The 15,899-nt window shown below is 64.9% G+C and carries 12 protein-coding genes and 1 pseudogene; 11 read left to right on the top strand and 2 right to left on the bottom strand.

Features of this window, described 5'->3' with window-relative positions:
* Positions 1-160 precede the first annotated feature (160 nt).
* The 6 genes from E1748_RS00160 (at position 161) to E1748_RS00135 (ending at position 8,043) form a co-directional block, all read left to right on the top strand.
* On the top strand, positions 161-1,657 hold the full coding sequence (locus E1748_RS00160; protein ID WP_133645144.1) for a carbohydrate porin: 1,497 nt from the start codon (positions 161-163) through the stop codon (positions 1,655-1,657).
* Between the two features lie 79 nt (positions 1,658-1,736).
* On the top strand, positions 1,737-2,888 hold the full coding sequence (locus tag E1748_RS00155) for an NHL repeat-containing protein (RefSeq protein ID WP_133645143.1): 1,152 nt from the start codon (positions 1,737-1,739) through the stop codon (positions 2,886-2,888).
* A 35-nt stretch (positions 2,889-2,923) separates the two neighbouring features.
* A complete protein-coding gene (efeB, locus tag E1748_RS00150) occupies positions 2,924-4,219 on the top strand; it encodes an iron uptake transporter deferrochelatase/peroxidase subunit (RefSeq protein ID WP_133645142.1) in 1,296 nt (431 codons plus the stop codon).
* Positions 4,220-4,277: 58 nt separating this feature from the next.
* Positions 4,278-5,306 (top strand): iron ABC transporter substrate-binding protein, encoded by a 1,029-nt coding sequence (locus tag E1748_RS00145; protein WP_133645141.1) that lies wholly within the window; start codon positions 4,278-4,280, stop codon positions 5,304-5,306.
* Entirely contained in the window at positions 5,307-6,920 is a 1,614-nt protein-coding gene (locus E1748_RS00140; protein ID WP_133645140.1) for an ABC transporter permease, read from the top strand. It begins immediately after the preceding gene.
* Positions 6,921-6,984: 64 nt separating this feature from the next.
* Positions 6,985-8,043, top strand: coding sequence for an ABC transporter ATP-binding protein (locus tag E1748_RS00135; protein ID WP_133645139.1), 1,059 nt, complete (start codon positions 6,985-6,987; stop codon positions 8,041-8,043).
* Positions 8,044-8,056: 13 nt separating this feature from the next.
* Here E1748_RS00135 and E1748_RS00130 read toward each other — a convergent pair whose 3' ends face one another.
* The gene (locus E1748_RS00130; RefSeq protein WP_133645138.1) at positions 8,057-8,968 is read right to left on the bottom strand and encodes a LysR family transcriptional regulator; all 912 of its coding nucleotides are present in this window, start codon (positions 8,966-8,968) and stop codon (positions 8,057-8,059) included.
* 104 nt (positions 8,969-9,072) lie between these two features.
* Between E1748_RS00130 and E1748_RS00125 the strand changes: the two genes are divergently transcribed.
* The 4 genes and pseudogenes from E1748_RS00125 (at position 9,073) to E1748_RS31660 (ending at position 13,541) form a co-directional block, all read left to right on the top strand.
* A complete protein-coding gene (locus E1748_RS00125) occupies positions 9,073-10,002 on the top strand; it encodes a DMT family transporter (protein WP_133645137.1) in 930 nt (309 codons plus the stop codon).
* Between the two features lie 455 nt (positions 10,003-10,457).
* Positions 10,458-12,620 (top strand): TonB-dependent receptor, encoded by a 2,163-nt coding sequence (locus E1748_RS00120; RefSeq protein WP_133645136.1) that lies wholly within the window; start codon positions 10,458-10,460, stop codon positions 12,618-12,620.
* Positions 12,621-12,758: 138 nt separating this feature from the next.
* A pseudogene (locus E1748_RS31665) lies at positions 12,759-13,061 on the top strand (ArsR/SmtB family transcription factor); the annotation flags it as partial.
* Between the two features lie 3 nt (positions 13,062-13,064).
* Complete coding sequence (locus tag E1748_RS31660) at positions 13,065-13,541, top strand: SRPBCC family protein (protein WP_240766458.1); 477 nt, start codon at positions 13,065-13,067, stop codon at positions 13,539-13,541.
* Positions 13,542-13,628: 87 nt separating this feature from the next.
* Here E1748_RS31660 and E1748_RS00110 read toward each other — a convergent pair whose 3' ends face one another.
* Positions 13,629-14,927, bottom strand: coding sequence for an MFS transporter (locus E1748_RS00110; RefSeq protein WP_133645134.1), 1,299 nt, complete (start codon positions 14,925-14,927; stop codon positions 13,629-13,631).
* A 188-nt stretch (positions 14,928-15,115) separates the two neighbouring features.
* On the opposite strand from E1748_RS00110, the gene E1748_RS00105 reads away from it, so the two are divergent.
* Positions 15,116-15,895, top strand: coding sequence for a GntR family transcriptional regulator (locus E1748_RS00105; protein WP_133645133.1), 780 nt, complete (start codon positions 15,116-15,118; stop codon positions 15,893-15,895).
* Positions 15,896-15,899 lie beyond the last annotated feature (4 nt).

The raw sequence follows: 15,899 nt of genomic DNA, 5'->3' as shown, positions 1-15,899 counted from the left end.
CGTTCTCATTTATATTGACTCGCATATTGGGCCTGCGTACGATGCGCCCATCGACGCCCCGGAAGTCGCCAACCCGGCGCGGCGATCCTGTACCGGACGACGGTGCCCGAACGCGGCGGATGCGGACCGGCACGGTCAATAAAACAACACAAGGATTCACATGACCTTCGCCCTCTTGACAGGACGCGCATCGACTCGCGCGCGGCACCTGCCGTCGTCGATGCGCAAGGCGGCGCTGTGTACCGCGCTGTACTCCGTCTTCGCGTGCACGGCCTTCACCGCGCAGACGTCGTTTGCCGAAACGAATCCCGACGCCGCACCCGAAGCGCCGGAAGCCGACCTGAAAATCCAGGCCCAGCAGACCAACCAGTGGACCGGTGTCATGACGCGGCAGAACCTGCTCGGCGATATCGGCGGGCTGCGTCCGTGGCTCGGCAAATACGGCGTCACGTTCAGCCTGACCGAGACCAGCGAGTACCTCGCGAACCTGCGCGGCGGTCTGCACACCGGCGGCGATTACGACGGTCTGACGACAGCGACCGTTCAGGTCGACACGCAGAAAGCGTTCGGTCTGCCCGGCGGTCTCTTCAACGTGAGCGCGCTGAACATTCACGGCCAGAACCTGAGCGCGAACAAGCTCGGTACGTTGAACACCGCGTCCGGCATCGAGGCACAGGACACGACGCGTCTGTGGGAGCTGTGGTACCAGCAGTCGTTCCTGAACAAACGGGTCGACGTGAAGGTCGGTCAGCAGAGCATCGATCAGGAATTCATCACGAGCCAGTACTCGGCCACGTTCATCAACACGATGTTCGGCTGGCCCGCGCTGCCGTCGTACGACATGCCGTCGGGTGGCCCCGCTTATCCGCTCGCGGATCTCGGCATCCGCGTGCGCGGCCAGATCACGCCGTCGTTGACTGCGCTCGCGGGCGTGTTCGACGGCGATCCGCTTGGCAACAATCCGAACAACATCAGCGGGACGAACTTCAACCTGCACACCGGCGCGCTGTATATCGGCGAGTTGCAGTACGCGATCAACCAGCCGGCCGACGGGGAAATGGTCGGCACGGGTTCGAACGGTCTGCCGGGCACCTACAAGATCGGCCTCTGGTACAACAACGGCCGCTTCGCCGATCAGCGTTACGACAACACAGGACTGTCGCTCGCGAACCCGGCCACGACCGGCAACGCGAGTCAGCATCACGGCGATTACAGCATCTATGCCGTCGCCGACCAGATGATCTGGCGTCCCGACCCCGACGAGCCGCGCAGCATCGGCGTGTTCGCGCGTGTGATGGGCGCACCGGGCGACCGCAATCTCGTGAGCCTGGCAGCGAACGTCGGCGTCGTGATGAAAGCGCCGTTCGCCGGACGCGACAACGACAGCGTCGGTCTCGCCGCGACCTACATCAAGGTCGGCAACGGCATTCACGGACTCGATCAGGACGCGGCTGCGGTTGCCGCCGGCCCGTACGGCATCCGCACGAGCGAAACGACGCTGGAAGCCACCTACATCTATCAGGCGACGCCTTGGTGGCAGATCCAGGCCGACGCGCAGTACACGTTCAACGCGGGCGCGGGCCAGAACCCGAGCGACGCGACGCAGCCGCTGCGCAACACGTTCGTTGTCGGCGTGCGGACCAACATCACGTTCTGAGCGCCCCGTCATCCGCTACTTCCATTCAGCCTCGATCATGACCGCACTCAACGCTTTGTGCGCAGGCACGGAGAATCACATGAAACATCTGACGCGCAGACTTTCGTCGCGCACCGTTCGCACCACGCTCGCTGTCGCAGCCGGCGCATTCGCGCTTGCCTCGGCCACCGTCGCGCAGGCCGAGCCGCAAGGCTTCCTCGAAACGCTGCACCATCACACCACCTTGATCAACACGGTGCCCGACAACGGCGACCAGAACCCGTACGCGATCGTCGTGGCGCCGGTGTCGTCGGGCACGGTGAAGCAAGGCGACGTGCTCGTCGACAACTTCAACAACTCGACCAACCTGCAAGGCACCGGCAGCACGATCGTCGACTACCACCCCGACACGAAGCAGATGTCGCTGTTCGCGTCGATCCCGCGCGACCTCAAGGAATGCCCGGGCGGCATCGGCCTGTCGACGGCGATGACGATGCTGAAGTCGGGCTGGGTGATCGTCGGCAGCACGCCGAGCAATGACGGCACGACCGGCACGAAAGGCGCCGGCTGTCTGATCGTGCTGGATAGCCAGGGCAAGATCGCGTCGACGATCGTCAGCCAGAACATCAACGACCCGTGGGGCAACATGGCGGTCGTCGACAACGGCACGAGCGCGACGCTGTTCGTCAGCAACGCGGGCTTCGGTGTCGGTTCGGCCGCGGGCGATCCGCCGGTCTTCAAGCAGGCCACCGTGCTGCGTCTCGACCTCGATATTCCGCAGGGCAAGCCGCCCGTCGTGAAGAAGGAAACCGTCGTGGGCAGCGGCTTCGGCGCGCAGGCCGACAAGGGCGTGTTCCTCGTCGGGCCGACCGGGCTCGCATTGTCCGCCGATCAGAAGCTGCTGTATGTGTCGGATGCGATCGGCAATCGCGTGAACGAAATCGACGATCCGATGACGCGCGACAGCAGCGCGGGCGTCGGCCGTCAACTGACCGCCGACGGGCTGCTGCATCGCCCACTCGCGATGGTCACCGCGCCGAACGGTCACCTGCTCGTGACCAACGCGCTGAACGGCCAGGTCGTCGAGATCGATCCGGCAACCAGCAAGCAGCTGTACGCGCGCTGGATCGACACCGACAAGGCACAATCGCCGCCGGGCAACGGCGATCTGTTCGGGATCGCGTTGACGCCCGAAGGCGACGGCTTCTATTACGTGCAGGACGACGTGAACACGCTGGTGCTCGCGAAATAACGGCAACGGCAACAGTAACGGTAACGGTGACAGTCATGGCCAACGATCCATCCTCTCCCTCGCAGCCCGCGCGGCGCGGTTTCCTGAAAGCGGGCGGCGCGGCAGTTGCAGCCGGCGCCGCAGCAGGACTCGCGCCCACCGCGCAGGCCGCGCTCGCTAAAACCGCGCATGCGCCGACGGACCCGACGCAAGCCGTCGAGCCGTTTTTCGGCGCGCATCAAGGCGGCATCGTCACGCCGCAGCAGAGCCACGCGTACGTCGCCGCGCTCGATCTTACGACCGAGAAACGCGACGACGTAATCGCGCTGCTGCGCGCGTGGACCGACGCCGCCGCGAAGATGACACAAGGCGCGACCGCGACTTCGCTGCAAACAGCAGACGACAAACCTGCAGGCGATTCCGGCGACGTGCTCGGCATCGGCGCATCGGGTTTGACGGTGACGTTCGGCTTCGGTCCGGGTCTCTTCACGCACGAAGGCAAGGACCGCTACGGCCTCGCACAGAAACGCCCCGCTGCGCTCGTCGATCTGCCGCGCTTCAACGGCGATCAACTGATCGCGGAGAAGACCGGCGGCGATCTGTTCATCCAGGCCTGCGCGAACGATCCACAGGTCGCGTTTCACGCGGTACGTCAGCTCGCGCGAATGGCGTACGGCAGCGCGCAGATGCGCTGGGGCCAGGCGGGCTTCCTGTCGGGCGCACGCGACCAGACGCCGCGCAATCTGATGGGCTTCAAGGACGGCACCAACAATCCGTCGACGAAGCAGCCGTCGCTGATGAACGAATTCGTCTGGGCGAATGCCGCCGACGCGCCGTGGATGCAAGGCGGTACATACACGGTCGTGCGCCGCATCCGTATCACGCTCGAACACTGGGACCAGATGGAACTCGGCTTCCAGGAGCAGGTGTTCGGCCGCCACAAGTACAGCGGCGCACCGATCGGCTCGAAGAACGAGTTCGACGCGGTCAATCTCGACGCGCAGGACAAGGACGGCAATCCGGTGATCCCGGACAATTCGCACGTCCGTCTGTCGAACCATGCATCGAACAACGGCTCGCAAATCTTGCGACGTTCGTATTCGTACAACGACGGCACGAACTTCTACATCGAGCGCTGGCCGCCATGGCGCCAGGAAACCGAGTACGACGCGGGGCTGATTTTTATCGCTCACCAGGGCGACCCGCGTACCGGCTTTATTCCGATCAACGAGAAGCTGTCGAAGTTCGACCTGATGAACCAGTTCACGACGCACGTCGGCAGCGCGATCTTCGCGTGTCCGCCGGGCACGCGACAAGGCTCGTTCATCGGTGCGGAACTGTTCGACGCCTGAGTCTCTGTCGATCCACGCTCATTCAACGGCTTAAAAGAAAGAAGGACACGCTACGACCATGACCCACTCCTCGTTCCGCACGCGTCTGCGCGTGCTCGGCGCTGCCGCCTCATTCGCTGTTGCGACGTTCGGCACGCTGCCGTCCGCGCACGCCGCGTCGATCGTGCTGTACAACGCGCAGCACGAGCAGGTCGTCAACATGCTGACGAAGGACTTCGAGAAGCAGACCGGCATCTCCGTGAAGGTCCGCAGCGGCGAAGGCCCGGCACTCGCCGCGCAGATCGTCGCGGAAGGCGCGGCGTCGCCGGCCGACGTCTACTTCACCGAGAACTCGCCCGAGCTGATGCTGCTCGAAGAAAAAGGCCTGCTCGGCAAGGTCGATCCGACGACGCTCGCCACCGTCCCCGCCCGCTTTAGTTCGCCGACCGGCGCATGGGTCGGCGTGACGGCGCGCGAGAACGTGCTCGCGTACAACACGGCAAAGGTGCAGCCGTCGCAACTGCCGCAGTCGCTGTTCGATCTCGCGAAGCCGGAATGGAAAGGCCGCGTCGGCATCGCGCCAAGCGACGGCGATTTTCTGCCGCTCGTGAGCGCCGTGCTCGCCTTGAAGGGCGAAGCGCAAACGCTCGAATGGCTCAAGGGATTGAAGACCAACGCGCAGATTTTCGACGACGACGAAGGCGTGGTGGCCGCGGTCAATCGCGGCGGGGTCGCGACCGGTCTGATCAATAACTACTACTGGGCGCGTCTGCACGCTGAAATCGGCGACAAGGCGACACGTAGCGCGATCTATCACTTCGGTCATGGCGATGCGGGCGCGCTCGTTAACGTGTCGGGTGCGGCCGTATTGAAGACTGCGCACAACGCTGACGGTGCGCAGAAATTCCTCGCATATCTGGTCAGTGAGCGTGCGCAGACGCTGGTTGCGCAAAGCCATGTCGAGTTCGAATATCCGCTGCACGCGGGCGTCGCACCGGACCCGATCCTGAAGCCGTTCAACGAACTGAACCCGCCGACGCTGACGATCCAGCAACTCGGCGACGACAGCCAGGCCGGCAAGCTGCTGCGCCAGGCAGGCCTGCTGTAAATGAGCGACGCGTCGTCAGCCGGTTTGCCCGTCGCGCTGCCTGGCGGCGCAGCGGCTGTGCGCACGCGCGTGCGCGCGCCGCGCGGGTTGCTGGCCACGGCTGCGTTGAGCGCGCTGCTGGTGCTGCTGCCGATTGCGCTGACGTTCTGGCGCGCAGCGAGCTTCGGCGCCGCCGACGCGGTCGACCTCGTGTTCCGGCCGCTGGTCGGCGAGTTGCTCGTCAACACGCTGATGATCACCGGTGCGGCGACGCTCGCGTCCGCCGTGATCGGCACGGCCGCCGCGTGGTTCGTCGAACGCACGCATCTGCCGGGACGCCGCGTGTGGGCCGTGCTCAGCGCGGCGCCGCTCGCGATGCCCGCGTTCATCACCAGCTATGCGTGGGTGTCGTTCAGTCTCGATCTGCAGGATTTCGCCGGCGCGCTGCTGGTGATCACATCGACGTATTTCCCGCTCGTCTATCTGCCGGTCGCTGCCGCGCTACGCAACATGGATCCGGCGCTTGAAGAAAGTGCGCGCGCGCTCGGCTGCGGCCGGCTCTCGACATTCGTGCGCGTCGTGCTGCCCCAGTTAAGACCTGCGCTGCTCGGCGGCATGCTGCTGGTCGCGCTCGGCGTGCTGTCCGAATTCGGCGCGTTCACGCTGCTGCGCTTTCACACGTTCACGACCGAAATCTACGCGGAGTACCGCACCAGTTTCGACGGCGGCGGCGCATCGCTGCTGGCGTGTCTGCTGATCGTGATGTGCCTCGTGTGTCTCGCGTTCGAATTCCGCGTGCGCGGTGCGGCGCGTTACGAGCGCGTCGATCGCGGCACGCGTCGCGCGGTGCTGCGCTACGACCTCGGCGCGTGGCGCTGGCTCGTCGTCGCGGGCTTCGCCGCGCTCGCGATTGCGACGCTCGGCGTGCCGCTCGGGATGATCGGCTTCTGGCTCACACAACCGGGCGCCGCTGCCGTCACGCCCGCCGACGTGTCGCCCGAACTGCTGCTGAACGCGACACTGTCGTCGCTTGGTTTCGGTGTCGCGGCCGCCGCGCTGACCACCGCGCTCGCGATTCCGCTCGCATTCCTGCTCGTGCGCTACCCCAGCCGTCTCGCGACGTTGTTCGAGCGCACCGTGTTCATCGCGCAGGGCGTGCCGGGTCTCGTGATCGCGCTCGCGATCGTGTCGCTCGCAGTGCACGCGTTGCAGCCGCTGTATCAGAGTGCGACGCTGCTCGTCATCGTGTATGCGATTTTATTTTTACCACTCGCGCTCGTCAGCGTGCGTGCGGCGCTGATGCAGGCGCAGCCGCGGCTCGAAGAAACTGCGCGCTCGCTCGGCCTCGGCTGGATGCAAACCCTGCTGCGCGTGTTGCTGCCGCTCGCCGGTCCGGGACTCGGTGCGGCGGCAGCGATGGTCTTCATCTCGGTCGTCACCGAACTCAACGCAACGCTGCTACTCTCGCCGATCGACACGCGTACGCTCGCCACTCAGGTCTGGGCCGACACATCGACGATGGCGTTCGCCGCCGCCGCGCCGTATGCCGCGCTGCTGACCGGCATCTCGCTGTGCGCGTCAGGGCTGCTGTTCGCGCTGCTTGGGCGCTCAGCGTTGCGCGGCGAGCGCACGTGAGCGTTCGACACGTGCGTTGAACGCGAGCGTTGAACGCGAGCGTTAAGTCTTCCACTGGAATTTCATGAGCGAATTACGTATCGGCGGTCTGCGCAAAGCGTTCGACGGTCATCCGGTGCTGCACGGCATCGATCTGTCGGTCGAGCGCGGCACGCTGCTCGCGCTGTTGGGCCCGTCGGGTAGTGGCAAGACAACGCTGCTGCGTGTGCTGTGCGGCTTCGAGCGCGCGGACGGAGGCACGGTCGAGATCGACGGGCGGCGCGTCGCGGGCGAAGGACTGCATCTGCCGTCCGAACAGCGACGCATCGGCTACGTACCGCAGGAAGGCGCGCTGTTTCCGCATCTGTCGGTCGCCGACAACATCGTGTTCGGGTTGCCGCGCGCGCAGCGGCGCGTACGCCATCGCGTCGCGGAACTGCTCGAACTGGTCGGCCTGCCCGCTGCGTTCGCGACGCGCGCGCCGCAGCAGTTGTCCGGCGGTCAGCAGCAGCGTGTTGCACTGGCGCGCGCGCTCGCGCCGTCGCCGACGCTCGTGATGCTCGACGAGCCGTTCTCGTCGCTCGATGCCGCACTGCGCATCGAAACGAGACAAGCGGTTGCGCAGGCGCTGGCGGCGGCAGGATCGACCGCTGTGCTCGTCACGCACGATCAATCGGAAGCGCTGTCGCTCGGTCATGAAGTCGCGGTGCTGTGGCAAGGCAAGCTGATCCAGACCGCGACGCCGCAGACGCTGTATCGCGAGCCGGCGACGCGCGAACTCGCGGCGTTCGTCGGTGAAGCGGTGCTGCTCGCGGGAGAAGTACGTGACGGGATTGCGACGTGCGAGCTAGGTGCATTGCGTCTGTGGAAACCGGTCGCCGATGGTCCCGTCGATGTGATGGTGCGGCCCGAACAGATCCGCGTGCTGCATGCGAACGAAGCTTCGCCGGTCGGTGCGCCGCTGCTTGAAGCAGTCGTGCAGGCGCGCGTGTTCCAGGGGCAGGACGCGACCGTCGATCTGCAATTGCAATCGGCTTCGCGCACTGTGGTGCGGGCGCGTGTGCCGGGGTATCGCAGTCCGGAGCCGGGTGAGCGGGTGATGCTGGCTGTCGACGGTGCTGCGGTTGCTTATCCGCGGGCTTAGTTTGTGGGCTTGATCAAGCCTGCGCCGACGCCCCCTCCGCCGCAGATGCAGACGAAGCTCTAGCCGGCACCCGCACCCCAAGATCCTGCACCATCTGCGCAGCAAGATAGTCGCAGGTAGGTCGATCCGATTTAGCACTGCGCGCGACGACGATCTCAAGCGGCTCGATCGCAGGCAAGCCCTGCGCTTCGCCGAGTATCGACAGCCGCGACGGCACGCTGCAACGCGCGAGCGCAATCACCGCGAGCCCCGCATCGACTGTCGCGACAAGACCCAGCAAACTCGCACTGCTGTACGCGGCGCGATAGCGAATCTTCGCGGCATCGAGCGCGGCGAGCGTGTGCTGACGCGCAACGCAACCCGGCTCGTACAGACCGACCGGCAACGGCGACGCCGCGAGCACGGCCGTATCCTCCGATGACCCAACCCACACCATCGGCTCACGCCGCACGAATTCGCCGCGCAGCTTGCGGTCGCGCGTGACGAACGCGAGATCGATCTTGTTGTCGGCGAGCATCGGCGCAAGCGACGTGCTCTGCGCGCAGACGATCTCGATCTCCACATGCGGGTACAGATTCGAGAAGCGCCGCAACACCGGCGACAGCAACGACGCGACGTAATCGTCCGGCGCGCCGAGCACCACGCGCCCGGTCACCTCCGGTCGCACGATCGCAGACCACGCCTCGTGATGCAGATCGATCACACGTCGCGCGTATTCGAGCAGCGTGTTGCCGGGCCGGGTCAGTGCGAGGTTGCGTGTGTCGCGCGCAAACAGCGTCGTGCCGAGCATCCGCTCGAGCCGCTTGATCTGCATGCTCACCGCCGCCTGCGACCGATGCACCGCCACCGCCGCCTTCGTGAAACTGCCCGTCTCCACCACCGCGACAAACGTGCGCAGCAGATCGATGTCGAATTCCGGGTGCATGATTTATCAATCTATCTTATGGAATTTCTAAATTTAATTCGTTTGTAGCGAGCTTACAAGTCGCCGATACTCGATTTCATCATCGTTTACGGAGTCGCTTCGGCATGTCATTCACCGACCGTCAACAAGGCGCGGTCACGCTCGCCGCGGGCGGACTGCTGATGGGCACGCTCGGCGTATTCGTCGAGGAAGCGCGGCTCGGCGCGCTGACGATGGTGTTTTTCCGCTGCCTGTTCGGCTTCTTCGCACTCGCCGGGTACTGTGCGTGGAAAGGCTTTTTCGCGCGCCGCCATTTCACGCGACGCACGGTCGCGCTCGCGTTCGTGTCCGGCGTGCTGATGGTCACGCAGTGGGTCGTCTTCTTCGATTCGATCCATCGCACCAGCATCGCGGTGTCGACTGTCGTGTTTCATGTGCAGCCGTTCTGGGTCGTGCTGATCGGCGCGGCGCTGTTTCGCGAGCCGCTCGGTATCGACCGGCTGAGCTGGATCGCGACGGCCTTCGTCGGGCTCGTGCTCGCGTCGGGTGTCGCGGCGGCCGGCAACCTGCAGGGGCATACGAGCTACCTGATCGGTATCGCCGAAGCGCTCGCCGGCTCGGTGCTGTATGCGGCCGTCACGCTGATCGCGAAAAGTCTCGGCGATCTGCGCCCTCATCTGCTGACGCTCGCGCAATGTCTGGTCGGCGTGGTGTGTCTGCCGGTGATCGCGTCGTTCACGGCGCCGCTCGACGCCGTGCATATCCAGCCGCAACAGTGGTTCTGGCTCGTCGGCATGGGCGTGCTGCACACCGGGCTGTCGTACGTGCTGATCTACGGCGCGCTGCCGAAGCTCACGACGCCGGTCATCGCCGTGCTGCTGTTCGTCTATCCGCTGACCGCGATTGCCGTCGATGCGATCGTCTATCACCGTGCGCTGTCGGTTCCGCAACTGGCGGGGATGGTGTTGATTGTCGTCGCGAGTCTGGGGGTGAATCTCGGGTGGCCGATGGTGTCGGTGCTGCGGCATGGGGTACGGCGCAGGCAGGCGGAGTGAGTCGGGGCGACTTCTTTCGCGAGCCGCTCATCGCCGCTCGCGATTATGCGTCGATGGCAGTTGACGCTATGTTTCAATCCCCCTTCAACCAACCCGACCATTCGCCTTCAAATATCTTTCCCGCATATAATTTCCAAATCTTACGAGCTGGGCGACTGACCCAGCATCGGTGACGCGACGATCCATCCGGCGCGCACATACACAACCTCCCATCCCCACATCGACATGCCGTCCGCGGCAGCCGATGTCGTGCGTCCGCACTTTTGCGCGACCGCCTCTTCGGCTCCCCGGCCGGTTCGATTTCATCACGTTCGCAGCACCGGCAGTTAATCGATCAACCACAGGGGAATCGCTCACCTCGCTCACCTCGCTTTCCGCCCCCGCGCGCCGCGCGCAGGCATCGCTATGTCAACGCTCGTCCCATTCCATCCACGCCTGCTCACGCATCACGCTTCATGAAGAACAGAAAGAAGACCTACCGCGCCCTGCTCGTCGCCACTGCCTCCCTCGCCGCCGCCAAACCGCTGCTCGCACAGCAGGCTCCCGCCGATCCAGCCGCTGCAGCTACAGCCACCGCCGGCACGACGTTGCCCGCGATCTCGGTCACCTCGACCGTCGACCGCCGCTCATACGACGCAGGCAAATCGAACACGGCGACGAAGACCAGCATGTCGTTGATCGAAGTCCCGCAGACCGTCAACGTGATCCCGCGCGCGCTGCTCGACGAACAGAACGCGACGTCGTTGCAGGACGCGTTGCGCAACGTGCCGGGTCTCGGCTTCTCGGTCGGCGACGGTCAGCGCGATCAGGTGACGATCCGTGGCTTCAACGCGATCACGGACCAGTACGTCGACGGCATTCGCGACGATGCGCTCTACTATCGCGATCTGTCGAACGTCGAACGCATCGACGTGCTGAAGGGGCCGGCCGCCGTGCTGTATGGTCGCGGCTCGGCGGGCGGCATTATCAACCGTGTGCTGAAGAAGCCGCAGGCGAATCCGGAGCAGTCGGTCGGCGTGTCGCTCGGCACCGAAGGCGAGCGGCGCGGCGATTTCGATCTCGGCTGGAACGCGAACGACGCTGCGCGCTTCCGCATCACCGGCGCAGCAGAAAACTCGAACAGCTTCCGCAACCAGTTCCAGTTGAACCGCCAGGCGATCGCACCGTCCGCGCAGTTCCGCATCGATCGCGATACGACGATCAATCTCGAGTTCGATTATCTGCACGATCGTCGAACATCGGATCAGGGGCTGCCCGCGTACCTGGGCCGTCCGGTGAACGTGCCGATCCAGACGTACTACGGTTCCGCCGACGCAGCGAGCTCCTCGTACAACGACATCAGCGCAAAGAGCGCGACGGCGTCGCTCGATCATCGTTTCAACGATTCGCTGTCGTTCCACGCGGCCGTGCGTGCGTACGACTTTTCGCTCGAACGCAAAAACTACGCGACCTACGAGCCGATCAAGACGGCCGTGAACCCGGTCGTCACGCTCGACCAGTCGACGCGTTTTCGTCAGGACCACGGCGTCGACAGTCTGTTCGAACTGACGCAGAAAACCACGCTGTTCGGGATGAAGCACGAACTGCTGTACGGCGTCGAGTTGTCGCAGCAGCAGAAGTTCGACACGCTGTATTCCCGCACGAAGGTCGCGACCTACGACCTGTTCAATCCGCAACTCGTGACGATCCCCGGCATGCCCGCAGGGTTGACACCGAAGACCAATGCATCGACGGTGCTTGGCCTTGCAGGCGTCTACGCACAGGATCTGATCTCGCTGACCGAGCACTGGAAGGTGCTGGCCGGCGTGCGCTTCGATTATCTGCAGCAGACGCGGCGCGACTACACGGCCGCGCAAATCAACCTCGACCGTACGGACCGCAACTGGAGCCCACGCGTCGGGCTGATCTACGAACCGCTCGACTGGGTGTCGTTGTACGCGTCGTACAGCCAGTCGTTCTCGCCGCTCGCCGACACACTGATCTCGAACGGCGCGGTCGCGAACGGCTCCACGCTCGCGCCGCAAAAAACCTCGGCGTTCGAGATCGGTTCGAAGTTCGACATCGCCGGGCGCGCGAGCGCGAGCGTCGCGCTCTTCGACATGAAGCAGACCAACCAGCAGATCGCCGATCCGAGTAACCCGAGCTTCTCGCTGCCGATCGGCACGCAGCGCTCGCGCGGCCTCGAACTCGGACTGACCGGCGAGATCGCGCCGAAGTGGTCGGTGTACGCGGGCTACACGTACATGAACGGGAGCGTCGACGGTTCACCGCAGGCCTCCGCATCGGGACTCATCCTGAAGGACAACACGCCGGGCCTGATGCCGCGTCACAGCGCGAGCATCTGGCTCAAGCGCGATCTGCCGTACGGTTTCTATGCAGCGGGCGGCGCGCAGTTCCAGTCGGCGCGCTACACGTCCGCGAGCGACGCGGTGACGCTGCCGTCGTTCGTCACGTTCGATCTCGGCGCGGGCTATCACGGCAAGAAGGTCGACGTGACGCTCACGCTCGACAACCTGTTCGACCGCAAGTACTTCATCGCTGCTCACGGCAACGCGGATATGTTCAACATGCCGGGTGCTCCGCGTACGCTGACGGCGACTGCGCGCTGGCATATGTAGCCTCATCGTCGCTCACTCGACACGCAGCGTGGCAAAGCCGCCGCGACCCTTCCGGGTCCGGCGGCTTTTTTGCGACTACGAATCTTCGGGACACGCGATCCTTGACATGTGACTTTATGGTCACCTATTATCCGCTCCATGGACGACGTATTCCGAGCCCTCTCCGATCCGACCCGCCGCAGCCTGCTCGACGAGCTGTTCAGGGAGGATGGCCAGACGCTGGGCGCGCTCGAGGCACGCCTGCCGATGACGCGCTTCGGCGTGATGAAGCATCTGAAGGTGCTGGAAGAAGCGGGCCTCGTCGTGACCCGGCGACGCGGCCGCGAAAAGCTGCACTTCCTGAATGCCGTCCCGATCAGGCTTATCCACGACCGCTGGGTGAGCAAATTTGCCGAGCCGTGGGTCACGGCGCTGAGCGATCTGAAGGACCAACTGGAGAAGACAATGGAGAAGGTGTACGAGATCTATATCAAGACGACGCCCGAACGTCTGTGGGAGGCGATCACCAGCACGGAGCTGCGCGCGAAGTACACGTTCGGTCTGCGCGTCGTGTCGGACTACACGCCCGGTTCGCGTCACGAAGCGCGGCCCGGCGCGCCTGCGGGTGCGAGTCAGTCGGACATGCCAGTCATCGCCGATGGCGAGAATCTGGAGGTCGATCCGCCGCGCCGTCTCGTGCAGAGTTTTCATGCGCGCTGGAGCGACGACGTGAGCGTGGAAGGCACGTCGCGTGTGACGTGGGAAATCGAACCGGTCGGCGACTCGTGCCGGCTCACCGTGACGCACGATCAACTGCGAGAAGGCGCGAACCCGGAACTGTACGGCGGCTGGCCGATGGTGCTGTCGGGTCTCAAGACGCTGCTCGAAACGGGTGGTCTGCTGACCACGCCTGGGTCGCTGCAATACGGAACGGGCAGCTAGGCGACGCGCGCGACAAAGCAGCGTCAAAAGACAAACGGGGATGGCATGCCATCCCCGTCTGCTTTGTGCTCTACACCTCTAGTGCTGTTACTGCGGCAACACTTCCCCTTTGGTCTCCGGTGCAAACGGAATGAGGAACAGCCCGACGACAAACGCGATCGCCGTCAGTGCGACCGGCACGCCGAGCGTATGCATGTGCAGCACTGCCGCGCCGAGCAGGAAGTTCACGCCCGCGCCGACGAAGCGGCCGAACGACGTGCAGAACGCAAACGCCGTCGCGCGCACGCGGGTTTCGAACTGCTCGGGCAACCACAGGCTGAACAGCGCGAAGTTGCCGCCGAAGAAACCCAGCACGACGAGCCACGCGATAAACGGCGCGAGCCCGTTCGGCAGATAGAACGCCCAGCCGAACGCACCGACGATCGAGATCGCCATCCCGGCGAAGTAGATCGCGAGCGTCTTGCGTCGGCCGATACGTTCCGCGAGCGGCGGCAACGCGAGACAGCCGATGATCGTTGCGATCGACAGCAAGGCGGTAGCCAGCGACGCCATCTTGATCGCCTCGCCCTTCCCCATGCCGGCGCGCGTCGCGAGCTGGATCACCGCCGACGGTTCGTACACGGCACCGGCCCACAGCCCGATGATCGCGATCGTCAGCAGCGCGCACGCGATCCATGTGCGACGCCGGTACGTGGGTCCGAGAATCTCCCGCATCGGCCGCGTGCGTGCCGCGCCCGCTTCGGCCTTCTGCCACTTCTCCGATTCCTTCACGCGCAGCAGCACGACGATCGCGACGACGACCGGCACGGCGCCGGTGAGGAACATCGCGCGCCAGCCGAAATGCACGCCGACCGTGTAGTTCAACGCCGCCGCGAGAAAGAAGCCCGCGTAGTAACCAGTCTGCAGATAACCCGCGCCCATCTTGCGGCGATCCTCCGGCCACGCTTCCGCGACGTAGGTGCCCGCGAGCGCCCATTCGCCGCCGATACCGATGCCCGCGATGAAGCGATAGATGCCCAGCTCCCACACGTTGTGCGACGTCGCGGCAAGTCCGGTGAAAATCGCGAACGTGAAAATCGTGCCGGCGAGCACGCGCGTGCGGCCGAAGCGATCGGCGAGCGGCCCCCAGATGAACGACAGCCCCCAGCCGACGAGAAACAGCGCGAACAGGATCGAGCCCGCGAGCCCGACGTTGGCGGGCGTCGCCGCATAGCCCGAGCGCGGCAGCAGTTCGGTCAGCGCGGGCGTGAGCACGAGCGCGTAGATGAACGAGTCCATCCCGTCGAGCGTCCAGCCTGCCCACGCGCCCCAGAACCCCGTGATCTGCGAGCGATTGAGCGGCGTGCGTTTCCGCGCGACCCGCGCGCGGTCCGTCATTGAATCCATCATCTCCTCCGGTCGGTCATACATTTGGAATTACGTCGGAACGGAACGGCGCCGCGCGGCACGTGTGACGGTCTGCGTCTACGCGGTGCGCCGCCTGTGCGCTTTGTTCAGCGGGCCCCAGGGTGTCGCGAGAGAACCGGGTTTGCCCTGCTGGAATGTGCGTCTTTTTATATATAATATGTGATCCTATGAGCGACGCAACAGATGGTTTTCCCCTGGCCGGCGCCAAGCGCACGGCCCTGCCGTCGGTGCCCACGGTCCCGCGGGCCAGCACCGCGCGGATGATCGCGGACGCGCTGCGCACGTCGATCGTCGACGGCACGCTGGCGCCGGGCGCCCCGCTGCGGCAGGACGCGCTCGCGCGTCATTTCTCGGTCAGCGCGATTCCGGTGCGCGAAGCGCTGCGTCAGCTGGAGAGCGAAGGCTGGGCCAAGGTCGAGGTGCACAAGGGCGCGACAGTTGCGCCGCTGTCGGCGAGCGAGGCACGCGAGATCTACGAGATCCGTTCCGCGCTCGAAAGCCTTGCGTTGAGTCTCGCGATTCCGCTGCACACTCCCGCTACGCTGCGTGCCGCCGAAAAGCTGTGCCGCGCCGCCGAACGCGAGCCGAATCCATCGCTGTACGTTGCGCGTAACGAAGCGTTCCACATGAGCCTGTACGCGCCCGCCGCGCGTCCGCAGTTGAACGACATGCTCGAGATGCTGCATCGGCGTGGCGAACGTTATCTACGTCTGAAGCTGGACGTGCCGACGCACAAGGGCTCGTCGGATCACGAGCACACTGAGCTGCTCGATGCGGTCGTCCGGCGCGACATCGCGGCCGCACAGGCGCTGGTGGTTTCGCATCTGCTCGACACCGGCGATTTGCTGTACCGTTTCCTCAATGAGCGCGCGGCGACCGAAGCTGCGGCGGTTTCGTCACAGCGCCCACGCACACGACGCTCACGCACCACCCAATCCGGGAGTTGAATCC

It is taken from the genome of Paraburkholderia flava (genome assembly GCF_004359985.1).
GTDB lineage: Bacteria > Pseudomonadota > Gammaproteobacteria > Burkholderiales > Burkholderiaceae > Paraburkholderia > Paraburkholderia flava.
This window is presented reverse-complemented; position numbering and strand designations above follow the sequence as displayed.